This window comes from Halomonas meridiana, from assembly GCF_009846525.1.
Taxonomy (GTDB): Bacteria; Pseudomonadota; Gammaproteobacteria; order Pseudomonadales; family Halomonadaceae; genus Vreelandella.
Genome location: NZ_CP024621.1, coordinates 2,312,847 through 2,334,439, shown reverse-complemented (window position 1 = coordinate 2,334,439; position 21,593 = coordinate 2,312,847). Strand labels below are relative to the sequence as shown.

Here is a 21,593-nt window from a genome sequence, read left to right as displayed (position 1 = left end):
CATGGCGGTGGGACATCTTCCCTTTCCGGAATTGCCACCCCTTGACGGGGTGCGTCTAGGGACTGCAAAGGCGGGCATCAAGAAGCCGGACCGCCGCGACATGGTCGTGATCGAACTGCCCGAGACGGCCACCGTGGCGGGCGTGTTCACGCGCAATGCGTTCTGTGCTGCTCCCGTGGTGGTGGCCAAGTCACACCTTGAGGCGTGCGCAGAGAGCGGCCTTGCGCCCCGGTACTGGCTCATCAATACCGGCAACGCCAATGCGGGAACGGGTGAGGCAGGACTGCAGGATGCCTATGCCAGCTGTGCCGCGGTGGCCGAGCAAGCCGGGGTGGACACCACCCAGGTACTGCCGTTCTCCACCGGCGTGATTGGCGAGCCGCTGCCCATGGCTCGTCTGCTGGCAGGCTTGCCTGACGCGTTGGCAACGCTGGCCGACTCGAGCCAGGCGTGGCAGCAGGCAGGAGAAGGCATTCTCACCACCGACACCCGCGCGAAAGGGGCCACGGTCACCGTGATGATTGGCGACCAGCAGGTCACGATCAACGGCATTACCAAAGGCTCGGGTATGATCAAGCCCAACATGGCCACCATGCTGGGGTTTGTGGTGACCGATGCGGCCATCGCGCAGCCGTTACTCGCCACGCTACTGCGAGAAACGGTGGATCGTTCGTTCAACTGCATCACGGTGGATAGCGATACCTCGACCAACGATGCCTGCATGCTGGCGGCAACGGGCACCGGAGCGCGTATCGAAAGCGACGAACACGTCGCCGTTTTCCGTAATGCCCTGCAGCGGGTGATGACCGAGCTGGCCCAATCGATCATTCGCGATGGCGAGGGGGCGACCAAGTTCATCACGCTGCAGGTGAACGAGGCCTGTACGCGCCAAGAGGCATTGGACGTCGCCTTCACCGTGGCTCACTCGCCGCTGGTCAAAACCGCACTGTACGCTTCCGACGCCAACTGGGGACGTATCTTGGCGGCGGTGGGGCGCGCGCCGGTGGCGTCGTTCGATGTCAGCCGTGTCGTCATCGATTTGGGCGATGTGCGTTTGGTGGAAAACGGTGGCCGTGCGAACAGCTATACCGAGGCGGCGGGCAGTGCCGTCATGGCCGAGGAAGAGATCACAATTCGCATTAATTTGGGACGTGGTGACGAGGCGGCCACTGTGTGGACCTCGGATCTCTCCCATGACTATGTGTCCATCAACGCGGATTACCGCAGCTAAGGCTGCGGCAACGTGCTAACGCAGCGAGATAGCGCCGTGCAAGCAAGGCGGCGCGCACAAAGTGGATAAGACGTAATGAGTGTAATGGTAAAACGACGGGTTCATGTTGCGGCGGCTGCGATGATCAGCGCCGATCAAAAGCACGTGCTGATCGCGCGCCGACCTTCCAACGTCGATCACGGCGGCCTTTGGGAGTTTCCTGGTGGCAAACTGGCCCCTTACGAAACGGGACTAGAGGGCCTCAAACGTGAGCTGCATGAAGAGTTGGGGGTAGAGATCGTTCGTGCCCAGCCGCTCATTCGTGTTCACCATGAATACCCTGACAAACATATCCTGCTTGATGTATGGCAGGTACACGAGTTTGCGGGTGAGCCATTTGGTCGTGAAGGTCAGGCGGTGCGCTGGGTGCCGATGAACGAGCTGGTGAACTATCCGTTCCCGGCGGCAAACCTGCCGATCCTCCGAGCCGTCATGCTACCCACCGAGTACCTGATCACTGGTGAAGAGCCTGATGACGAGCGTTTCGCAGCGCTGCTGGAGCGCGCACTGCACGAAGACAACATCCGTCTTGTTCAATTGCGTGCGAAAAGCTTGGATGATGCGGCGTACGTCGCGCGTGCCGAACGCGCCCTCACGCTGTGTCGCGAATACGGCGCGAAACTGCTGCTCAACGGTGAACCAACCCTGCTGGACCAGGTCGACGCCGATGGCATTCACCTGACTAGCGCCCGGTTGATGCAGCTAGATCGCCGCCCTATTGCCGAAAACAAGTGGCTGTCGGCTTCTACCCACGACCAGAAACAGCTCTCCCAGGCGGCCGTATTAGGGTGTGATTTCGTCACCCTATCGCCGCTGCGTACGACGCCGTCGCACCCGGAAGTGGCCCCCATGGGCTGGCATGACTTCCAGCAGCTGGTGGAGCGTGCCGGTATGCCAGTGTTCGCGCTAGGTGGCATGACCCGCTTCGATGCCAACCACGCGCGCGCAGTGGGCGCTCAAGGGATTGCCTCGATTCGCGATTTCTGGAAGTAAGCGCTTTTACCTGATCGCCGATAGCAAAACGCCTGCTCTGGTAACAGGGCAGGCGTTTTGAGTTTTCAGGGCGAGTGTCTACGCTTAGTCGCGATAGCGGCGGGTCAGGTCGCCATACGCGTCGACCCGACGGTCGCGCAGGTAGGGCCAAATGCGGCGGGTGTTTTCGCTACGCGCCATATCCAGGCTTACGACCAACTGCTCGGTCTCTTCACCCGCATGTGCTAACAGCTCGCCTTGTGGGCCGCAAATAAAGCTACCGCCCCAAAACGCGATACCGTCGCCCACGCCGGAGTGGTCCGCTTCAAAGCCGACGCGGTTAGCCACCAGAACAGGCAGTCCGTTGGCAACGCCATGGGCACGCTGAATCAGCGTCCAGGCATCTTTTTGACGCGTCTTTTCGGCGTCGTCGTCGTTAGGATCCCAGCCAATGGCGGTGGGGTAGAGCAGCAGCTCGGCACCCGCCAGCGCCATCAGGCGCGCAGCTTCTGGATACCACTGGTCCCAGCACACCAAAATTCCTAACCGCCCCACGGACGTATCGATTGGGGTAAAGCCCTCTTTGCGAGTGTCGTCGGCGTCGCCAGGGGTGAAGTAAAACTTCTCGTAGAACCCAGGGTCGTCGGGAATGTGCATCTTACGGTACTGACCCACCCGCCCCTGAGCGCGGTCGTAGACCACGGCCGTGTTGTGGTAAAGCCCCGCCGCGCGTTTCTCGAACAGCGAGCCTACCAGCACGATATCCAACTCTTTTGCCAGTGCTGCTAGCCGCTGGCCGGTGGGGCCATCCAGGGGTTCAGCAAGATCGAACAGTGCCGGGTCTTCATATTGGCAGAAGTAGTGGGTGGCATGCAGCTCTTGCAATAGCACGAGCTGTGCCCCTTGGCTCGCTGCCGTGCGAATGCCTGCTTCGCTTTCGGCTAAACTGCGTGCTTTGTCTGGCCATGCGGCTTGTTGAACAACCGCCACGTTGAGTGTCTGGGACATGCTGCCCTCCTTAAGAGTGAGTGGTCGCAGGCACAAGCGTACCTTTGGGTAGCTGCATGGTTAAGCAGTGCAGGCTACCGTGCTGTCGAATTACGCTGACGCACTCGATGGGAATCAGCGTATGCTCGGGAAAGGCCGTAGCCAGCGCCTGGAGGGCCGTGACATCCGCAGGATCCCCGTAGGTAGGGACCAGCACGGCATCGTTAATGATCAAAAAGTTGGCGTAGGTGGCCGGTAGGCGATGCCCATCTTCAGGATCAAAGCAGGCCTGGGGCCAGGGAAGCGGAACGAGCCGGTAGGGATCGCCATTACGCTGACGAAACGCTTTCAGTTCCTGCTCCATGGCCTGAAGGGCCGCATAGTGGGGATCGGTGGGGTCATCGCAGCGCACGTAGGCAATGGTGGTGGGACTACAAAAACGTGCCAGCGTATCCACGTGGCTGTCGGTGTCGTCACCTTCTAAGTGCCCATGCGTAAGCCACAGTACTCGGTCGACACCAAAGTCGTCTGCCAATCTCGCTTCGACATCGGCACGGGAGAGTGACGGGTTGCGGTTGGGATTCAGCAAGCAAGCGTCGGTGGTGAGCAGTGTGCCTTCGCCGTCGGTTTCGATGGCGCCGCCTTCCAGTACCATGTCACGAGAAGCCACCGGGCAGGCCCATACGCCTGCATCTGCCAGCCACTGCGTTAGCTGGTTATCCCGTTCGGCAGGAAACTTGCCGCCCCAGCCAGTGAAGGTGTAATCCAGCAGCAACGGCTGGTCATCTTCGTCCAACACCGTGATCGGCCCGTGATCCCGCGCCCAGGTATCGTCGGTGGGTGCGACAATGAGCAGCAGCTGCTGTTTGGGGATGCCGTACGCTTCGAAGCTGGCGGTTAGGCGCTGGTAAGTCGCCTCGTCGGGCACGCTAATGATGACGCGTTGGTAGCGCGCGGCGGCCAGTACGATGCGCTCGAGCGTGGCCTCGATACGCGCCAGCATCGGTGCCCAGTCGCCGTCAGGGCGGGGCCAGGTGAGCTGCAGGCCATCTTGAGGGTGCCACTCGGGCAGTAGGCGGTGGGTCTTGGTAGCCAACGTCAACGGTGCTCTCTCTAGTCAGAATAAGCTTACCCAGCGGGCAAGAGGAACGGGCGCAATTTAGGGGGTTGCCTCACAAGTTGCAAGCGATACCGTCATCAAGGGAACGGTGTTCGCAGCCGCGACTCTAAGGCTGCGTTTGCACATGCAGCCATGCTAAAAAAACCGTACCATGGACGCCCATTATTAAGGAATGTCGCCATGCTTGATCGTTTGCCTTTTCTGGTGGGGCTGCGCTATGTGCGCGCTAAACGCCGGAACCACTTTATTTCGTTCATTTCCCTGACGTCGATGTTGGGCTTGATGTTGGGCGTCGCGGTACTGATTCTGGTGCTGTCGGTGATGAATGGGTTCGATCACGAGCTGCGCACACGCATTTTGGGCATGGTGCCCCACACCAAAATCGAATCCCAGGAAGGGTTGGTGGAGTGGGAGTCGCTGGCAGAGCAGTTGATGCAGCGCGAGCGAGTGATCGGCGCCGCACCTTACGTGGAGCAGCAGGGCATGTTCTCTGCCGGTGGCCGAAACCAAGGGGCGATGGTCAACGGCATTCACCCGGATTGGGAAGATCGCGTTTCCATCATTGGTGAGCACATGCGCGAGGGTGAACTGTCCGATCTGGTGCCGGGAGAGTGGAACGTCGTGCTGGGGTCGATGCTTGCGCGTCGATTAGGCGTCGGGGTGGGTGACCGCGTAACTCTGCTCGTGCCTGAGGCATCCATTACGCCAGCGGGCGTGTTCCCCAGGCTCAAGCGATTTACTGTGAGCGGTATTTTCAGCGTCGGTGCCGATCTCGATGCAAGTCTTGCGTATGCCAATATTGAGGATATGCAAACGCTGGCTCGCTTGGGCGATGCGGTGGGCGGGCTGCGACTGGAACTCGATGACTTGTTCATTGCTGGGAGTGAAACCCAAGCCATCGTGAACGAGCTGGGCCCGGGCTATCGCGGCACGGATTGGACCTTTTCCCACGGTAATCTTTTCCAGGCGATTCAAATGGAAAAGCGCATGATCGCGCTGCTGCTCACGGTGATCATCGCCGTTGCCGCCTTCAATATCGTCTCCACGCTGGTCATGGTCGTCACGGACAAGCGTGCCGATATCGCCATTCTTCGCACGATTGGCGCCACGCCGCGCTCGATCATGGGCATTTTCATCGTACAGGGCCTAGCCATCGGGCTGATTGGGATTGTCGTTGGCGTCGCCGTGGGCATTTTGTTGGCGCTCACCATTTCCGACCTCATTAGCTGGTTCGAGAGCGCCTTTGGTATTCAGTTCCTGGATGCCGGGGTTTACTTCATCAGCGACCTGCCGTCACGGCTGGAGTGGAGCGATGTGCGTGACATCGTGTTGGCTGCCTTCGGCCTGACCTTCCTCTCGACGCTTTACCCTGCATGGCGAGCCGCTCGGGTTCAGCCTGCCGATGTACTTCGCTATGAATAAGGATGCTCCGATGACGTCAACCAACACAAACGCCGTCATGCTAGAATGCCGTGAGCTGACTCGCATTTACAGCGAAGGCCCGCAGGATCTGACCGTACTGGACCAGCTCGAACTCACCGTGCATGCCGGTGAGCGCGTCGCGATCGTGGGTAGCTCTGGATCGGGAAAAACGACCCTGCTGAACCTGTTGGGTGGGTTGGATCGACCCAGTGCGGGCAGCGTGGTGATCGGCGGTGAGCCGCTGTCAGGGCTGAACGAAGCGGCGCTAGGCCGCTTTCGTAATCAATATATTGGCTTTGTCTATCAATTCCACCATCTGCTAGCGGAGTTCACCGCCGTAGAGAACGCGGCGCTACCGCTGATCATTCGTGGTCAGTCGAAAAAAGCCGCCGAACAGCGGGCCATGCAGTTACTGGAGCGGGTGGGCATGAAAGCCCGTGCCGACCACAAGCCGGGTGAGCTGTCAGGGGGCGAGCGCCAGCGCGTCGCGATTGCACGCGCGCTCGTCACGGATCCTAGTCTCGTTTTAATGGATGAACCAACAGGCAACCTGGACCAGACGACTGCCGCTACCATTCTGGGCCTAATGGATGAGCTGGCCAAAGAGAGCGCCTGCGCCTTCGTCATCGTTACGCACGATGTGGGTCTTGCGGCCCATCAGGATCGCGTGATGAAGCTCGATGGAGGACGCCTGGTAGCACAGGCGGGGTGACTTAGTCGTCAAACTCTGATTCGATGCGAGCCCTGCGCCGCCGCCTCTTCAGGCGGCGGCGCTTCCAGTTATGAGAGACGTGCCAGCGCCAGATAAGACGAATGCCGACGTTTGCAACGGCGGCAAGGACGATGGCCGTGATCAACGACCCGAGCAGTAAGGGCGGCAGAATGTCGTGCATCTGTTCGGCAACCCAGCGTGTCGAGATACGTGAAGGCGCCTCCCGTGCAGGGGCGTCCAACAAAAACGTGCCGATGCGATAATTAGCATAAAAAATCAGCGGCATGGTGAGCGGGTTGGTGACCCACACCAACCCCACCGACAGCGCCAAATTACAGCGACTCAGTCGCGCGCCCAACGCTGCCACCACCATCTGAAAGGGGATGGGCAGCATCGCGCAGAACAGCCCAACGCTAAACGCGTTGGCCACGCTGCGTCGAGTCAGTAGCCATAAACCCGGGTCCGCAATCAGCGGTGCCATGAAGCGCAGGGAGCGCTGGCGCTTTAGCGTGTCGGGTTTTGGCATGTAGCGCTGCAGGAAACGGCGCGGCATGTCAGGTACTCTTGCGATAAGTGGTTTCTATTATCCATATAGCGCAGGGCTTCGGCTATGGCGTGCACAGGAATGGTGAAGCACCAGGGAGGGGCGCATGGGACGGGGGGTGGCAATCCCTGCCGCCTTGGCGGCGTTGGTGGGCGGGCTTGTCGTAGGATTCACCGGTGCCCAGAGCGGCACGTGGCTACTGCCGCTGGCGCTGAGCGTGGGCGGCCTGCTGAGCCTGGCATCGCGGCCGAGCGCACTGCCGTGGCTGCTCATCGCGGGAGTCGTGGCGCTGAGCGTTCAGCAGGAGTGGTCACGCAGGTTGCCCGTTGGGTTGAGCGGGCAAGATCTCGAGGTTGACGCCAAAGTCGTCGATGTACAAGCACAGCCCGGGGCACAGCGGCTGCGCTTGCACATCGAGCGCTGTACGGCGCCTGCACACGTACCCAACTGCGAGCGCTTAGGCAGCGTTCGGGTAAGTGCCTACGGTCATACGTTCCAAGCAGGCGAGCGCTGGCGGATGATCTTGCGACTGCGGCCGCCTTCTGGCTTTCTCAATCCTCATGCGTTCGACTACGAGCAGTGGCTTTGGCGCGAAGGGATACACGCTACCGGCTACGTGCGTACGGACCCTGCGCCGCAAAAGCTGGCCGCTGCCGCTCCTCGGTTACGCCCGTGGGCCTCAGCGTGGTTGGCACAGCGTCCACTTGCACCCCGTACTCAACGCTGGTTAGCGGCGCTCACGCTAGGAGATAGCGAGCAGCTTACCCAGGAGGACTGGGCGCTGCTGAATGCCACCGGGACGACGCACCTAGTGGTGATCTCCGGATTGCACGTGGGGTTGGTGGCCTCTTTCGTGCTGTTGCTAGGGCGCTATAGCGCTCGCTTGAGCTCTCCCACCCATTGGCGGCTGCGGACGTGGCCCTGGTGGCTAGCCGGTGCGGCGGCCGTCGCCTATGCCGGACTGGCAGGATTAGCGCCCCCGGCCATGCGTGCGATGATTATGACGCTACTAGGCCTTTGGGTGTTGAGCGGTCGTCATGCTCCCGGACCCTGGCAGGCGTGGTGGCTCGCGCTTGCGCTGGTACTGATCGTCGACCCCCTTGCCTTGTGGCGACCAGGGCTGTGGCTATCGTTCTTGGCAGTGGGGTGGTTGATCATCATTTGGCAGGGGCGCGCTCGGCCTCGCGGTATCAAGGGCTGGTGCTGGGCATTGTTGCGCTCCCAACTGTTACTTGCCCCATTGATGGCGGCAGCCGTGCTGTTGGCGTTTGGGCGTGTGGCCCCCGTTGCACCTTTGATCAATTTGCTAGCCGTGCCTTGGGTCAGCTCCATCATGGTGCCGAGCGCGCTGATTGGCTGGCTGTTCTCGCCGCTGCCCGGCCTTGAAATGCTGCCTTGGTGGGTCTTCGAGCAGGCGTTGGCGGCTTTTCACTGGCTGTTGCGTGTCGCGGTCGACGCGGCTCCTCTCTGGCAGCCGCCTGCCCCGTTGGTCTATCCACTCGCTGGAAGCCTGGTGCTGGTGTCACTGTGCTGGGGATTGCCTGCCATGCCGCGCTGGCTTGGGATCGCGTCGCTGGCGCTCGTCGCGACGCTACCCGGGTGGCCCCGAGAGACGGCGCTGGCCGATGGGCAGCTTCGTGTGACCGTACATGACGTGGGGCAAGGCCAACTGGTCGAGCTGCGCAGCGCCAACCGTCGTTTTCTCTATGACACGGGGCCGCGTTTTCGCAGTGGCTTCATGCCGCTGCAAAGTCTGTGGCCTCCCGGTCAAGTCATCGATCAAGTGATCGTCAGCCATGCGGATACTGACCATGCTGGAGGCGTCGACGCGCTATTGGCCGATCATCAGGTGGGGCAGTGGTGGGCACCCGAGGGTGAGGCGTTACCGGTCGCGGGCTGGCCCTGTCGTCAAGGGCAGCACTGGCAAATGGATGGCATTCGCTATCGCGTTCTGTGGCCACCGAGGGGTGAGAACGCGCTTTCCTCGAACGATCGCTCCTGCGTCTTGGCAGTGAAGGTCGGTGAGCACCAGCTGCTGCTGACGGGGGACGTAGGCCGGCAAGTGGAGCGCCAGCTTCTCACGCAGCTCGATGGTCCAGTCAGCGTTTTAGTGGCAGGGCACCACGGCAGCGCAACGAGTTCGGGCGTTCAATTCGTCCGTCATACCACGCCACAGCACGTAGTGTTCAGTGCAGGGAGAGACAATGCGTTCGGGCATCCTGCCGACGACGTGGTGCGGCGTTTTCGGCAGCAGCAGAGCTGTTTGTGGAGTACCGCCCATGACGGAGCGCTGCGTTTTTTGCTCACGCCTGGGCAACCCATCTCGGTGCGGCCCATGCGCGCCCTAGCAGGAGGGCATCAGCGGTGTTGAAGCGGGCCACCATCAGGTAGAATCGCCCCACTGCACACTACTGCCGGGAGCGCGTGTGACTGATTCAGGTTGGATGTTATATAAGCGGTTATTGGGTTACGTGAAGCCACACTGGCGCGCGTTTGCGCTAGCGGTGGTAGGTTTCGTGATTTACGCAGCGTCGAGCACCGCGCTGGCGGAGATGATGAAGCGGCTGATCGATGGGATTCAAAACCCCGATGCCGCTTTCCGTTTTTTTCTGCCGCTGTTCGTGGTGCTCATGTTTGCTTCCCGCGGTCTAGGAACGTTTTTGAGCACTTATTTTATGGCATACGTTGGGCGCTATGTAATCCACACCCTGCGCTGTGACGTGTTCGCGCACTTGTTGCACCTACCGGGGCGCTTCTTCGACCATCACTCCAGCGGCCATTTGGTGTCTCGAGTGACCTATCATGTCGAACAGGTGGCGGGAGCCGCGACCAATGCCGTTACGATCATCCTGAGAGAAGGGCTGTTCGTGATTGGTCTTATTGGCTATCTGTTTTGGACCAATTGGATGCTAACGCTGCTGTTTTTGGGGGTTACCCCGATCATTGCCGGTGTGGTGAGCTACGTGAGCAAGCGGTTTCGGCGCATTTCCAAGCGCATTCAGCACTCCATGGGCGATGTGACGCACGTGGCGTCGGAGGCACTGTCGGGGTATCGCGTGGTGCGGACCCATGGCGCAGAGGCTTACGAAAAGCAGCGCTTCGAGCGGGTCAGTGAAGAGAATCGTCGGCAAAGTATGAAAGAGGCCATGACACGTGCGGTCAGCTCGCCTGTCGTGCTGATGCTGGTAGCGATATCCATGGCGCTACTGGTGTGGCTGGCCATGGCGCCTTCGCTCATGGAAAACATGACGCCGGGCGAGTTCGTTGCCTTCATTACGGCCGCTGCGCTGATGATCAAACCGGTACGTCAGCTCACCGAAATCAACGGTGAGATTCAAAAAGGGATTGCAGCGGCGTCTGAGCTGTTTGGCCTACTTGACCTTGCGCCGGAACGAGACGAAGGCACCCGACTCCCCAGCAAGCTGACCGGCCATGTGATGATCGAGGATGTCAGCTTCCGCTATGGGGACGACCAGCCAAATGTGTTGCATCACGTGAATCTGGACGTTGCCCCAGGCGAGCTGGTTGCCATTGTGGGCCGCTCGGGAAGCGGTAAGTCCACCCTGGTGAGCCTGCTGCCGCGTTTCTACCGTCCCAGCGAGGGGCGTATCTTGATCGATGGCGTGAATGCCGATGAGTACGCCCTAGGTCCGCTGCGTCAGAACATTGCGCTGGTCTCCCAACAGGTCACGCTGTTCAATGCGTCGATTGCCGACAATATTGCCTATGGGGTGACAGACCCCGATCCGGCAGCCATCAAGGCAGCGGCCGAAGCTGCCTATGCCAGCGAGTTCATCGAAAAGCTGCCTGAAGGGTATGCGACGGTAGTCGGGGAGAACGGCGTCATGCTCTCAGGCGGGCAGCGTCAGCGGCTTGCCATTGCACGAGCAATCTTCAAAGACGCCCCGATTTTGATTTTGGACGAAGCGACCTCCGCCCTCGACACGGAATCCGAGCGCTATATTCAAAAAGCGCTGGAGCATGTATGCCAAGGGCGCACCACGCTCGTGATTGCCCATCGCCTCTCTACCATTGAGCGCGCCGATCGCATTTTGGTGATGGATCAAGGGCGAATCGTGGAGCAGGGCACCCATCAGGTGCTGCTGGAAAAGGGTGGGGCGTACGCTGCGCTCCATCAACTGCAGTTCCAGGAGAACGAATGAGCTTGGCCGAGCGTTGGTTGAAAGCTGCCTATGACGGTAGCGCTTGGCTGACCCCGCTCTACCCCCTGGGTAATTTATACCGTTATCTTATGAAGCGGCGTGCAACGCGCTATGCGCTTGGTCAACAAATGGTACGGCGAGTGCCGGTGCCCGTGATCGTGGTCGGCAACATCACGCTAGGCGGCACCGGCAAATCTCCGCTGGTGGCATGGCTCAGCCGCTGGCTGCAGGCCCAAGGGTTTTCGCCGGGTATCGTCACCCGGGGCTATGGAGGCAAAGCGCCGCTCTATCCCTTGCTGGTAACCTCGGCAACGGACCCGCAGCACAGTGGTGACGAGCCGCTCATGCTGGCGCAGCAGACCGGCGTGCCGGTCGTGGCTGATCCACAGCGCGCCCGGGGGGCCGCTATGCTAGTGCAGCAGGGCTGCGACATAGTGATCAGCGACGATGGCTTGCAGCATTTGGCCCTGGGGCGCGATATTGAATTAGTGGTGATCGATGGCACCCGGGGGCTGGGTAATCAACGCTGTCTTCCGGCAGGGCCGTTGAGGGAATCGGCGGCTAGGCTAGCGAGCGTGGATGCGGTGATCGTCAATGGAGCTTTGCAGCGCCCGTTGAAGATCGACAGCGTGCCCATGACGCTGGTACCCACGCGCTGGCGCCACCTGAGCTCCGGAGAGCAGCGCCCTCTGGCACCGCTGCCTTTCTCGTTACCGGTTCACGGATTGGCGGGCATTGGTCATCCACAGCGCTTTTTCGATACGCTGCGGACGTTAGGTGTCAGCGGAGAGATGCATCCGTTGGCCGATCACCAGCCTTTCGATGCCAATACGTTTCGGTTTGCATCGAAGCACCCCATCATCATGACGGCGAAAGACGCCGTGAAGTGTCAGGCGTTCGCACCGCCTGATAGCTGGGTACTGGAGGTGGAAGCCCAGCTTCCACGTGCATTTGAGGACTGGCTGCGCGACAGGCTGTCCGACTTGACTCAAAGGGGAAGCACCGATGGATAAGGAACTGCTGGCAATGCTGGTTTGCCCACTGTGTAACGGCAAGCTGAAGTACGACCGCGAAGCTCAGGAGCTTTGCTGCCATTACGACGGGTTGGCTTACCCGATCAAGGACGGCATTCCTGTCATGCTGCCCGAAGAGGCGCGGCAGATGGATGCCGACGAGAAGCTGTCCACGTCACCTGGCCGTACCGGGGAGGCGTGATGGCAGATACGTCGACGCCGTTTATCGCCGTAGTGCCCGCCCGGTTTGGCTCCTCGCGGCTGCCGGGTAAACCGCTGCTGGACATTGCGGGAGAGCCGATGGTGGCGCATGTGTGGCGGCGGGCCAGCCAAAGCCAGGCAAGCCGCGTAGTCATTGCCACCGACGACGAGCGTATTCGTGAGGCCATGTTGCCCTACGGGGCAGACGTCATTATGACGCGCGACGACCATCCGTCAGGCACGGACCGGTTGGCCGAAGTCGCCGAGACGCTCGGCCTTAGCGACGAGACGCTGGTAGTCAATGTCCAGGGAGATGAGCCGCTTATCCCTCCCGTGCTCATCGATCAGGTGGCGCTCCGTTTGGCCGACGATCCCGATGCCGCGATGGCCACTTTGGCGGAACCGATCACGGATGTGGACACGCTCTTCAATCCTAACGTGGTGAAAGTCGTGCGTTCGCTTCAAGGGCGGGCGCTGTATTTCTCGCGTGCGCCGATCCCGTGGGATCGGGAGCATTTCAAACATCCCCCCAACTTATTGGACACCGACGCATGGCTACGCCATATCGGTATCTACGCTTATCGGGCAAGCTTTTTGGCAGCCTATCAGGATCTGCCGACCTCCACGCTAGAGCAGTTGGAGCAGTTAGAGCAGCTGCGCGCCCTTCAGCATGGCTACGCGATTCAGGTAGCGTTGGCCGGTGCGGTGAACCCCGCCGGTGTGGATACGGAAGAGGATCTAGCTCGCGTCAGAGCGCTGTTGGCGGTAGAAGGGGGGCAGTCATGACACGCGTACTGTTTGTTTGCTTGGGCAACATCTGCCGTTCACCCACGGCGGAAGGCGTTTTTCAGCAGGCGTTGGCGCGGGCAGGGCTCACTCAACGTATCGACATCGACTCCTGCGGCGTGGGCGATTGGCACGTGGGTAAAGCCCCTGACCCGCGCGCCCAGGCGGCCGCACGTCGGCGTGGCGTCGACATCAGCCACTTGCGTGCTCGACAGCTAACGGTGAACGACTTCCATGCGTTCGATTACGTGCTGGGCATGGATCGCGACAACTTGGCGGCCATTCGGGCGTTACAGCCCGCCGATAGTCAGGCCAAAACAGGGTTGCTGTTGGAGTATGCCGGGTTGCCCAATACCGATGTGCCCGACCCCTACTATGGCGGCGAGGAGGGGTTCGAGCAGGTGTTGGACATGATCGAGCAGGCCAGTGCTGGATTGATCGACGAGCTAACCCGTGGTCGCTGACGCTGTGAACCAATCAGCCGCTTGGGTGGATTTGTCTGCTGCCAATACGCTGCGCCTACCCTGTCGGGTAGAGCACTATGCCGCGCCCACCACGCTATCGAACCTACAGGCGGCGCTTCACCATGCCCATGCCCAGCAGTGGCCCATCACTCTGCTCGGCGGTGGCAGCAACGTACTGTTGCCGCCTACTCTCATGGGCATGGCGCTGCGACCGGCGCTTAACCACTGGTGGTTGGAGCGCCGGGAAGAGGGCGTTGTGGCGTTCGTCGGCGCTGGCGTCAACTGGCACTCGCTGGTCATGGCCTTGGCGGCCAGAGGGCTTTGGGGAACGGAGAATCTGGCGCTCATTCCAGGTGATTGCGGTGCGGCGCCGGTACAGAACATCGGGGCCTACGGCGTCGAGCTGAGCGATGTGCTGGAAGGTGTCCAGGTGGTCGAGCTGGCTACGGGGGAGGCGCGCTGGTTGAGCGCCAAGGCCTGTCAGTTCGGCTATCGCGATAGTATCTTCAAACGGGCACTGGCGGGTCGAGTGGTGATTACTCAATTGGCTCTTCGGCTTTCCGAGCACCCACGTCCCGTGCTGGGCTATGGCGATTTGGCGTCCCGCATATCGGCTTCGCCCACGCCACTGGCGGTCGCTCAGGCGGTCTGCGCCATTCGTCAAGAGAAGTTGCCGGATCCGGCCGTGCTCGCCAATGCGGGTAGTTTCTTCAAGAATCCAGTGGTAAGTGATGCACACGCGCAGCGACTTCTGCAAGCATATCCGCAGATGCCGCACTTTCCTCAAGCCCATCAGCACACCAAGCTGGCGGCAGGATGGCTGATCGATCAGTGTGGGTTGAAGGGGCATCGTGACGGCGCATTTGGCGTGCATGAGCGACAAGCGCTAGTGCTCGTGCACTTTGGGGGAGGCGACCGTCCTGGGCTGCTGCGTTTTGCAGAGAGCGTGGCAAACGCCGTACACGAGCGGTTTGCCGTGACGCTAGAGCCGGAGCCTCGTGTGGTTTAAACCGCGCTTCTTGCTGCCATAAAAAAACCCCGCCGGAGCGGGGTTTTTCGTGTCTGGCCGTTACTCTTGCGAGTTTTGGCCTTGAGCGTTCTGCTGCTTGCGCAGCTCACGCGGATCGTTATGGGCACGACGGCGACGACGGCGCGGTTTAGGCGCTTCCTCGTCGGTGGCAACGCTAGCAGGCGCTGGCGCAGACACCTCGTCGGTCGTAGCAGTGGCCGCAGGCTCCTGCTCGGTCGTAGCAGTGGCCGCAGGCTCCTGCTCGGTCGCAGGGGGCATCGCGGATGTCGCTTCGTCGGCGACGGCATCGCTGGGCGTCTTCTCGGCAGTTCGTTCGCTTGCTGGAGAGGTAGCCTCGGAGGTCGGTGCGTCTTCAGGCTTTGCAGAGGGCGCTGTGTCAACGTTATCTTGCTCCGCCGTTTCCGCCGTTTCCGCCGTTTCCGCCGTTTCCGCCGTTTCCGCTTTGGACTGGGTGTCGACGTCTGCTACCGGCGCTGCCTGTGCGTTGTTTTCCGCTGCTTCGGCGTGTGCTTGGTCAGGCGCAGTGCTGCTTGCCTCGGCCTCTGCCGGGGTGGTCTCGGGCGTTTGAGACGCATCCGTGGACTGCGGCGCTGTGGCATGATCGGCTGGCTGGGCCTGGTCATCGCTTGCTTCGGCAACGCGTGTATCGGGCGCGTCGGTTTTGGGTGCCTCTGTTGCTGACGCCTCTACACGCGATTCCTGCCTATCAGCGGTGGGCGTGCGCGCTGCAGTAACGTCGTCAGGCTCCGCAGGGCTAGCTGCTTCCGTGGAGGCGGGCTCGGCCTGCGGCGTGACCGGTACCGCTGCGTCTTTAGCGTCGGCTTCCGGCTTGGATTGACGGCGCTGGCGCGTCGATTTGCGAGCTTTGTCGCCACTGTTGGCTGCACGCTCTGAGGTAGTGCTCTCTTCAGTGCTCTCTTCAGTGCTTTCTCCACTGCTTTCTCCAGAGCTCACTTCAGGACTCGCTTCCGCAGGTTGGGCGGCCTGTTCGCGTTGCATCGTCTCGGCGTCAGTCGGCGCCTCGGTGGCCGTGGCCTGAGGGGCTTCGGCTGCCTGGGAGGAGGCATCAGCGCTAGGAGCCGCATCTGCGGGGGCTGTGCTGGCGGAGTCATCAGTGGCTTGGGGCGCCTTTGCAGCGTCCGCTTGCAGCTTCAACTGCTCGGCTTCGGCCTGCGGGTTGAGCGCCTGTTTACGCGAGCGGTTGCGCGGGTTGTTGCGGGTGCGCTTCGGCTTGCCGTCATCCTGCTGGCTGTCGTCGGCCTGCGCTGCAGGTGCGCGCTCCTCCTGCTTGTCCTGCTTGTCCTGCTTGGGTTTGTTCTCCCGTGGCTTGTCGCGACGAGGCTCCTGAGGTTTACCAGACTCCTCCTTGGAGGTCTCTTTCGGGCTCTCTTTTACGCTCTCTTTAGGGCTCTGTTGACGCGTGTTTTTCGCGTTCTCTTGGCCTTTGCTATCGTCTTGTTGGGGGTGGCGGCGGCGATTACGCGTACGGCTTGGGCCGCTGCGCTTGTCGCTGGCATCTTCGTTACGTGATCCGGTGTTCCCCGCCGCGTTGCCGCGCTGATCGCTCTTGGCGTTATCGCTGCGCTGTTCCTGCTTGGGCGTGCTGTCGTTACGCTCCTGAGCCGGTTTGCTGCGTCGCTCGTTGCGGGGCGGGCGGCTTGGCTGCTCGGATGCCTTACGTGGCGCTTCCGCCTCGTTGGCCGTCTGGTGAGCGCTGTCATCACCGCCCAATAGCTTGGCAAAGCCACGGATGAAGCGGCCGAGCACGCTAGGCTGTTCGGCGGCGGGCGCTGGGGCAGCGGCTTTAGCAGGCGCTTCTTCGGTTTGCAGCGATGCAGGCGCCGGGGCGTTATGCACGACGCTCTTCACTGCAGCTTCGGCACGCTGCGCCGGCGGCGCAAAGCTTGGGTCTGGCTCTTTGCCGACGTCGGTGTCGGTCGACAGCTCGAAGCTGGAGAGCGAGTGGCTGTCATCTTCGTCTAAATGATCATCCCGCAGGCGCTGGACATCGTAATGGGGCGTGTCCATGTCAGGGCTGGGAAGCAGGACGACCCGAACGCCTTGACGCGACTCGATATCCGCCAGCACGCTGCGCTTTTCGTTCAACAGATACGTGGCCACCGGGACCGGCAGGATGGCGCGAATCTGGGCGCTGCGCTCTTTCATGGCCTCTTCTTCGATCAGGCGCATGATGGAGAGCGATAGCGAGCGCACGTCACGAATGGTGCCCTGACCGTTACAGCGCGGGCACACAACGCCGCTGGTTTCGCCCAAGGAGGGACGCAGGCGCTGCCGCGACATTTCCATCAGGCCGAAGCGTGAAATGCGTCCGATTTGAACGCGTGCGCGGTCTAGCTTCAGCGCGTCGCGCATGCGGTTTTCGACTTCACGCTGATTGCGTGCAGGCCCCATGTCGATGAAGTCGATCACGACCAAGCCGCCAATATCCCGAAGGCGCAGCTGACGGGCGATCTCGTCGGCGGCCTCAGAGTTGGTTTGCAGCGCGGTTTCCTCGATATCACTGCCCCGCGTGGCGCGTGCAGAGTTGATGTCGATGGAGACCAGGGCTTCGGTGTGGTCGATCACGATCGAACCACCCGACGGCAGCTTCACTTCCCGCTGGTAGGCGGTTTCGATTTGTGACTCGATCTGGAAGCGGGAGAAGAGGGGGACTTCATCCGCGTACAGCTTGATCTTCTGCTGGTACGAGGGCATGACCTGGCGAATGAACGCCAGCGCTTCGGCGTGAATCTCGGGACTATCGATCAATACCTCGCCGATATCCTGGCGCAAGTAGTCACGCATGGCGCGAATGATGACGTTGGATTCGCGATAGATCAGGAACGGAGCGGAGCGTTTGCCTGCTTCCGTCGTGATGGATTCCCACACCTGCACGAGGTAATCCAGGTCCCACTGCAGCTCTTCGGAACTGCGGCCGATGCCGGCAGTACGAACGATCAGCCCCATTTTGTCAGGAACGGTTAGCTGACCCATCGCGTCTTTGAGCTGGCTGCGATCATCGCCTTCGATACGGCGTGAAATACCGCCTGCACGCGGGTTATTAGGCATCAATACCAAAAAGCGACCCGCAAGGCTGATGAAGGTGGTCAGCGCTGCGCCTTTGTTGCCGCGCTCTTCTTTATCGACCTGAACGATGACTTCCTGGCCCTCTTTGAGCACCTCTTTGATGCTAGGGCGACCAGACACGTCCTTGATGAAGTATTCGCGGGAAATTTCTTTCAAAGGAAGGAAGCCATGGCGTTCAGCGCCAAAGTCCACGAACGCAGCTTCGAGAGAGGGCTCTACGCGGGTGATCTTACCCCGATAAATATTGGCTTTTTTCTGTTCCCTAGCGCCGGACTCGATATCCAAATCGTACAGGCGCTGTCCATCTACCAGTGCGACCCGCAGCTCTTCAGGCTGGGTCGCGTTAATTAGCATCCGTTTCATGTTGTCTCACGTAGCATGGCGTGCCGACGTGCTTTGAAAGCGAGCGTCGGCGAATCGCTGGGTGCTGCGTGCTTGTGCTCGGCGCATGGTTATGCTGACGCATTAAGCCGGGAAGGCAGTCGTGCCAACCCGGCCGAAAGGGCGTTGAGTACGTGGCGGCGGCAGAACGTGTTTCGGTGGCTGTCACGTCCATCCGGCTCTGCTGACACCGCCCACACCTGGCATTCATCGATTCGCCAACGCCGGTATCGGCACAGCGTTGATCTTAGCGCCCCAGCGTCGCAGCGCCTTGTGACGAACAGGGGCTGTTGGCAGGGGCGTAACGTTTATTTAATGACGGGCCCGCCGTTGCTGGTAGGGCCTGACGTTCTCTGTCGTCGAACGATGGTTGAACGACAGAGTTACTACATTTCAATACGTTATCAGTAGGCAGTGCGTACACTAATCGCTACTTGGTTCGCTCTGACCTGCGTGTTTGTCGGGCAGGTGCGAAGGCAAAACGTGGGCCATCTTTCGCTATACATAAGTGATAAAAGCGGGCCACGTTCGGCCCGGCCACGTTGGCCGATGAGCGCTTTGGAATATAACAGTAAAGACAACCACCAGCAATTGACGCAATGCCGCTAGGTCTACGTTAGAATGCCGTTTTTAGCCTGACGTTAAAGAATGTCACCAGGAGTACGCGGCAATGTCCGAAGGGCGTGAAGTACAGTGGGTGGAAATCGCCCCGGAACAAGCAGGTCAGCGAATCGATAATTTTTTGATGACGCGATTGAAAGGCGCTCCCCGCGCACTGATTTATCGCATCGTTCGTAAAGGGGAAGTTCGCGTCAATAAAAAACGGGTCAAGGTCGATTATCGCCTTCAGTCTGGCGACTTGGTACGAGTGCCGCCGCTGCGCCTAGCGCCTAAGGAGGCGGTAAAAGAGGTCAGCGACAACCTGCGCGACCTACTGGTGGGGAGCGTGATCATGGAAGGCCCCGATTGGATGGTGCTGAACAAGCCGTCCGGGCTGGCCGTCCATGGAGGAAGCGGTGTCAAGATTGGCTTGATCGAGGCGTTGCGCCAAGTGCGTGACGATCTGACGTTCCTGGAGCTAGTGCATCGTCTCGATCGTGATACCTCTGGCTGTTTGCTACTCGCCAAGTCCCGCGATGCGCTGGTTACCCTCAACGATGCGTTGAAAAAGCACGGCATGGACAAGCGCTATTTGGCGCTGGTCGCCGGGCGCTGGCCTGCCCGCAAAACATACGAAAGCGCCCGGTTAGACCGTTTCGACGCGGGCAACGGTGAGCGACGCGTACGGGTAGACCCCAATGGCAAGGTGTCGCGTACTCACTTCTCGGTGGTGGAGACGTTCGAGAAAGTCACGCTGATCGAAGCGGAGCCCGTGACCGGGCGCACCCATCAGATTCGTGTGCACGCCGCGCATGCCGGGCACGCGCTGTTAGGCGACGATAAATACGCGACCCGTGACAGCGGTTTGTTGACCAAGCAGTTAGGGTTGGGTCGTCTATTCCTCCACGCACGTTCGCTGACGTTTCCAGAGCCCGGTAATGGCAGGCCGGTGACGGTAAAAGCGCCGCTTCCAGAAGCGCTCGAAGAGACGCTCAATCGCGCACGTCAATAAGGGGAAGGGTATGCGTTACGAGCTGATTATCTTCGATTGGGACGGCACGTTGATGAATTCCGTGCCCAAAATCGTTGCCTGCATGCAGGCCGCAGCGGCAGATGCCGAATGGGGCGAATTGGACGTGAAGGCCATCGAAGACATTATTGGGCTGGGGCTACCCGAAGCGATCGCTAAACTGTGTCCGGGCATTTCTCCGGAGCAGGCCGAGCGGCTGCGCCAGCGTTACTCTCACCACTTCGTGGAGGGGAACACGACGCCGATGCCCTTTTTCGACGGAGTGGAGGCGCACTTGGCTAAATTGCGAGAACGCCCTCAGCAACGGCTTGCGGTCGCGACGGGTAAAAGCCGTCGCGGGCTCGATCGCATCTTTCGCGAGACGGGGAGCGGCCAGTTTTTTCACGCGAGCCGCACTGCCGATGAAACTCGCTCGAAGCCGCACCCACAAATGCTGCATGAGATATTGGTCGAGCTGCAGGTGCCGGTAGAACGGGCGGTCATGGTGGGGGATACGGAGTACGATTTGGAGATGGCTCGCGCCTTGGGAATGGATCGAGTGGGCGTGACATACGGGGTGCACACGCCCGCCCGTTTAGCGGCCAGTCAGCCCATATGGGTGGCTGACGACATACCGTCGCTATTCCAGTGGCTTTACGGCGAGTCTCAGGATGGGCAGGTCAAGACTTCAAGAAACGCAACGTAGGAATCGACGATGAGTGATGATCAGCGGCGCGATGAGCGTCATGGGCAGGCGCCTGGAGACCGTGCGTCGCCGAGTGACCATGATCGCTGGACGCAAGGGCCCGAAGTACCTGCTCAAGAGGGGGCGTCAGCACCGGTAGGTGCGCAAGGGGACGACGCCGAGACGCTGCGAGAGCGACAGCGGCTGGCTCAGCTCGAGATGATGGATCGTTGGATCGGTGGTGTGCTGACCGAACAGCGTCGAAGTCGCCGCTGGAAACTGTTCTTCCGGCTCATGCTGCTCGCGCTGGTATTGATCTCGCTGACGACGACGCTCTATCGCGTGTTCTTGGCGGAGCCGACCGCCGCCGTGCCCGCCCAGCAGCATTTGGCGCTGGTGGAAGTCCATGGGGTCATCGCCAGCGATGCCCCAGCCAATGCGGAGCGCATCATTCAAGGTTTGAACCGAGCGTGGGAAAATCCCGGTGCCGCCGCCGTCGTGCTGCACATCGACAGCCCGGGGGGGAGCCCTGTTCAGTCGCAACGTATCTACACCGAAATCATGCGCCTGCGTGAGCAGGGTGATAAGCCGATCATTGCGGTGATCGAAGACATTGGTGCCAGCGGTGCGTATTACATCGCGGCAGCGGCTGATGAGATCGTGGCGTCTCCCGCCAGCTTGGTAGGGTCGATTGGAGTCATTTATGCCGGATTCGGTTTTCAAGAGGCCATTGCCGAGTTGGGGGTGGAGCGTCGTGTCATGACGGCGGGCGAGAACAAAGCGTTTCTGGACCCGTTTCAGCCGTTGGATGAGGACGTGGCGCGCTTCTGGCAAAGCGTGCTCACCCAAACCCATGAGCAGTTCATCGACGATGTGCAAGCAGGGCGAGGGGAGCGTTTGAGTGACAGCCCGGATATTTTTTCCGGGCTGATCTGGAGCGGCGAGCAGGCGTTGGGCTTAGGGTTGGTCGACGAGTTGGCGAGCCTGGAGCAGGTTGCTCGTGCCCAGGTGGGCGAGGCGTCCTGGGAGAACTACACGCCGCGCTTGGATCCCTTCGAGCGTCTAACGCGTCGCTTTACTCAGGCGGCGGCCGAGGTGCTGGGTGTTCACACCCGTCATGCGCCAATAAAGTTTCAAGTTCAGTAGC

The 21,593-nt window shown here is 60.7% G+C and carries 18 protein-coding genes; 14 read left to right on the top strand and 4 right to left on the bottom strand.

The features are described 5' to 3' along the window. Position 1 precedes the first annotated feature (1 nt). Both argJ and CTT34_RS11325 read left to right on the top strand, forming a co-directional pair. The gene (argJ, locus tag CTT34_RS11330) at positions 2–1,231 is read left to right on the top strand and encodes a bifunctional glutamate N-acetyltransferase/amino-acid acetyltransferase ArgJ (RefSeq protein WP_159342532.1); all 1,230 of its coding nucleotides are present in this window, start codon (positions 2–4) and stop codon (positions 1,229–1,231) included. 75 nt (positions 1,232–1,306) lie between these two features. Then, positions 1,307–2,263, top strand: coding sequence for a Nudix family hydrolase (locus CTT34_RS11325; RefSeq protein ID WP_174788526.1), 957 nt, complete (start codon positions 1,307–1,309; stop codon positions 2,261–2,263). Positions 2,264–2,347: 84 nt separating this feature from the next. Here CTT34_RS11325 and CTT34_RS11320 read toward each other — a convergent pair whose 3' ends face one another. Together CTT34_RS11320 and CTT34_RS11315 are read right to left on the bottom strand one after the other, a co-directional pair. Next, the gene (locus CTT34_RS11320) at positions 2,348–3,250 is read right to left on the bottom strand and encodes a carbon-nitrogen hydrolase (RefSeq protein ID WP_159342531.1); all 903 of its coding nucleotides are present in this window, start codon (positions 3,248–3,250) and stop codon (positions 2,348–2,350) included. Between the two features lie 10 nt (positions 3,251–3,260). Then, positions 3,261–4,331, bottom strand: coding sequence for an agmatine deiminase family protein (locus CTT34_RS11315; RefSeq protein ID WP_159342530.1), 1,071 nt, complete (start codon positions 4,329–4,331; stop codon positions 3,261–3,263). Between the two features lie 198 nt (positions 4,332–4,529). Between CTT34_RS11315 and CTT34_RS11310 the strand changes: the two genes are divergently transcribed. Together CTT34_RS11310 and CTT34_RS11305 are read left to right on the top strand one after the other, a co-directional pair. Beyond that, positions 4,530–5,771 carry a lipoprotein-releasing ABC transporter permease subunit gene (locus tag CTT34_RS11310; RefSeq protein WP_159342529.1) on the top strand — a complete coding sequence of 414 codons (1,242 nt, stop codon included), beginning with the start codon at positions 4,530–4,532 and terminating at the stop codon, positions 5,769–5,771. A 10-nt stretch (positions 5,772–5,781) separates the two neighbouring features. Beyond that, positions 5,782–6,483: an ABC transporter ATP-binding protein gene (locus CTT34_RS11305; RefSeq protein ID WP_159342528.1), complete on the top strand. Its 702-nt coding sequence runs from the start codon at positions 5,782–5,784 to the stop codon at positions 6,481–6,483. Position 6,484: 1 nt separating this feature from the next. Here CTT34_RS11305 and CTT34_RS11300 read toward each other — a convergent pair whose 3' ends face one another. Further along, positions 6,485–7,036, bottom strand: coding sequence for a DUF2062 domain-containing protein (locus CTT34_RS11300; RefSeq protein ID WP_159342527.1), 552 nt, complete (start codon positions 7,034–7,036; stop codon positions 6,485–6,487). A 97-nt stretch (positions 7,037–7,133) separates the two neighbouring features. Here CTT34_RS11300 and CTT34_RS11295 point away from each other — a divergent pair, with 97 nt between their 5' ends. The 7 genes from CTT34_RS11295 to murB are packed head-to-tail and all read left to right on the top strand — an operon-like array spanning position 7,134 to position 14,663. After that, complete coding sequence (locus CTT34_RS11295) at positions 7,134–9,398, top strand: DNA internalization-related competence protein ComEC/Rec2 (protein WP_159342526.1); 2,265 nt, start codon at positions 7,134–7,136, stop codon at positions 9,396–9,398. Positions 9,399–9,453: 55 nt separating this feature from the next. Beyond that, on the top strand, positions 9,454–11,190 hold the full coding sequence (msbA, locus tag CTT34_RS11290; RefSeq protein WP_159342525.1) for a lipid A export permease/ATP-binding protein MsbA: 1,737 nt from the start codon (positions 9,454–9,456) through the stop codon (positions 11,188–11,190). Then, positions 11,187–12,203: a tetraacyldisaccharide 4'-kinase gene (lpxK, locus tag CTT34_RS11285; protein WP_159342524.1), complete on the top strand. Its 1,017-nt coding sequence runs from the start codon at positions 11,187–11,189 to the stop codon at positions 12,201–12,203. Before msbA ends, lpxK begins: the two co-directional genes overlap by 4 nt. Then, the gene (locus CTT34_RS11280) at positions 12,196–12,405 is read left to right on the top strand and encodes a Trm112 family protein (RefSeq protein WP_159342523.1); all 210 of its coding nucleotides are present in this window, start codon (positions 12,196–12,198) and stop codon (positions 12,403–12,405) included. Before lpxK ends, CTT34_RS11280 begins: the two co-directional genes overlap by 8 nt. Continuing rightward, positions 12,405–13,190 (top strand): 3-deoxy-manno-octulosonate cytidylyltransferase, encoded by a 786-nt coding sequence (gene kdsB, locus CTT34_RS11275; RefSeq protein ID WP_159342522.1) that lies wholly within the window; start codon positions 12,405–12,407, stop codon positions 13,188–13,190. Before CTT34_RS11280 ends, kdsB begins: the two co-directional genes overlap by 1 nt. Beyond that, positions 13,187–13,654, top strand: coding sequence for a low molecular weight protein-tyrosine-phosphatase (locus tag CTT34_RS11270; protein ID WP_159342521.1), 468 nt, complete (start codon positions 13,187–13,189; stop codon positions 13,652–13,654). The genes kdsB and CTT34_RS11270 overlap by 4 nt, the downstream gene beginning before the upstream one ends. Beyond that, on the top strand, positions 13,644–14,663 hold the full coding sequence (murB, locus tag CTT34_RS11265) for a UDP-N-acetylmuramate dehydrogenase (protein WP_254436370.1): 1,020 nt from the start codon (positions 13,644–13,646) through the stop codon (positions 14,661–14,663). Before CTT34_RS11270 ends, murB begins: the two co-directional genes overlap by 11 nt. A 60-nt stretch (positions 14,664–14,723) precedes the next feature. Here murB and rne read toward each other — a convergent pair whose 3' ends face one another. Then, the gene (gene rne / locus CTT34_RS11260; RefSeq protein WP_159342520.1) at positions 14,724–18,134 is read right to left on the bottom strand and encodes a ribonuclease E; all 3,411 of its coding nucleotides are present in this window, start codon (positions 18,132–18,134) and stop codon (positions 14,724–14,726) included. A gap of 688 nt (positions 18,135–18,822) precedes the next feature. On the opposite strand from rne, the gene CTT34_RS11255 reads away from it, so the two are divergent. Genes CTT34_RS11255 through sppA form a run of 3 tightly spaced genes read left to right on the top strand, consistent with a single transcriptional unit; the run spans position 18,823 to position 21,592 of the window. Then, the gene (locus CTT34_RS11255; protein ID WP_159342519.1) at positions 18,823–19,764 is read left to right on the top strand and encodes an RluA family pseudouridine synthase; all 942 of its coding nucleotides are present in this window, start codon (positions 18,823–18,825) and stop codon (positions 19,762–19,764) included. A gap of 10 nt (positions 19,765–19,774) precedes the next feature. After that, on the top strand, positions 19,775–20,467 hold the full coding sequence (locus CTT34_RS11250) for an HAD family hydrolase (RefSeq protein ID WP_159342518.1): 693 nt from the start codon (positions 19,775–19,777) through the stop codon (positions 20,465–20,467). A gap of 9 nt (positions 20,468–20,476) precedes the next feature. Continuing rightward, positions 20,477–21,592, top strand: coding sequence for a signal peptide peptidase SppA (sppA, locus tag CTT34_RS11245; protein ID WP_159342517.1), 1,116 nt, complete (start codon positions 20,477–20,479; stop codon positions 21,590–21,592). The last annotated feature ends 1 nt before the right edge of the window (position 21,593 follow it).

Bases quoted from the DNA above. Each gene is read 5' to 3' on its own strand.
- argJ (WP_159342532.1), top strand. From the start codon at position 2: ATGGCGGTGGGACATCTTCCCTTTCCGGAATTGCCACCCCTTGACGGG.
- CTT34_RS11325 (WP_174788526.1), top strand. From the start codon at position 1,307: ATGAGTGTAATGGTAAAACGACGGGTTCATGTTGCGGCGGCTGCGATG.
- CTT34_RS11320 (WP_159342531.1), bottom strand. From the start codon at position 3,250: ATGTCCCAGACACTCAACGTGGCGGTTGTTCAACAAGCCGCATGGCCA.
- CTT34_RS11310 (WP_159342529.1), top strand. From the start codon at position 4,530: ATGCTTGATCGTTTGCCTTTTCTGGTGGGGCTGCGCTATGTGCGCGCT.
- CTT34_RS11305 (WP_159342528.1), top strand. From the start codon at position 5,782: ATGACGTCAACCAACACAAACGCCGTCATGCTAGAATGCCGTGAGCTG.
- CTT34_RS11300 (WP_159342527.1), bottom strand. From the start codon at position 7,036: ATGCCGCGCCGTTTCCTGCAGCGCTACATGCCAAAACCCGACACGCTA.
- CTT34_RS11295 (WP_159342526.1), top strand. From the start codon at position 7,134: ATGGGACGGGGGGTGGCAATCCCTGCCGCCTTGGCGGCGTTGGTGGGC.
- lpxK (WP_159342524.1), top strand. From the start codon at position 11,187: ATGAGCTTGGCCGAGCGTTGGTTGAAAGCTGCCTATGACGGTAGCGCT.
- CTT34_RS11280 (WP_159342523.1), top strand. From the start codon at position 12,196: ATGGATAAGGAACTGCTGGCAATGCTGGTTTGCCCACTGTGTAACGGC.
- kdsB (WP_159342522.1), top strand. From the start codon at position 12,405: ATGGCAGATACGTCGACGCCGTTTATCGCCGTAGTGCCCGCCCGGTTT.
- CTT34_RS11270 (WP_159342521.1), top strand. From the start codon at position 13,187: ATGACACGCGTACTGTTTGTTTGCTTGGGCAACATCTGCCGTTCACCC.
- rne (WP_159342520.1), bottom strand. From the start codon at position 18,134: ATGAAACGGATGCTAATTAACGCGACCCAGCCTGAAGAGCTGCGGGTC.
- CTT34_RS11255 (WP_159342519.1), top strand. From the start codon at position 18,823: ATGTCCGAAGGGCGTGAAGTACAGTGGGTGGAAATCGCCCCGGAACAA.
- CTT34_RS11250 (WP_159342518.1), top strand. From the start codon at position 19,775: ATGCGTTACGAGCTGATTATCTTCGATTGGGACGGCACGTTGATGAAT.
- sppA (WP_159342517.1), top strand. From the start codon at position 20,477: ATGAGTGATGATCAGCGGCGCGATGAGCGTCATGGGCAGGCGCCTGGA.